This window comes from Tritonibacter sp. SIMBA_163, from assembly GCF_046535935.1.
GTDB lineage: Bacteria > Pseudomonadota > Alphaproteobacteria > Rhodobacterales > Rhodobacteraceae > Epibacterium > Epibacterium scottomollicae.
In genome coordinates, this window is sequence record NZ_JAWJBP010000949.1 from 1 (window position 1) to 251 (window position 251).

The 251-nt window shown below is 41.4% G+C and carries 1 protein-coding gene; it reads right to left on the bottom strand.

Annotated features, from left to right (window positions below):
* Positions 1 to 225 (bottom strand): AAA family ATPase (locus R0J92_RS25125; RefSeq protein WP_411053685.1); only part of this gene is annotated, 225 nt, incomplete at its 3' end.
* Between the last annotated feature and the right edge of the window lie 26 nt (positions 226 to 251).

Here is a 251-nt window from a genome sequence, read left to right on the forward strand (position 1 = left end):
ATTGAGAATTGCTCCATCGTAGCGCATCACTTTTGTTAATTGAGCTTGAGCCGTAATTTGAGAAAAGACAGGAGATTGGGTTTCATTAACAGGGGGAAGTTGTGCCGGATCTCCAAGAAATAAAAATTTAGCCGTAAATAAAGTAATTTGGTTGATCAGTAACTCCAGTACCTCCGAGACAATCATCGAGGCTTCATCCAGAATGACGACATCATAGTTTTCCAAGTTGGGAGGATTTGCCTCTGGATCCT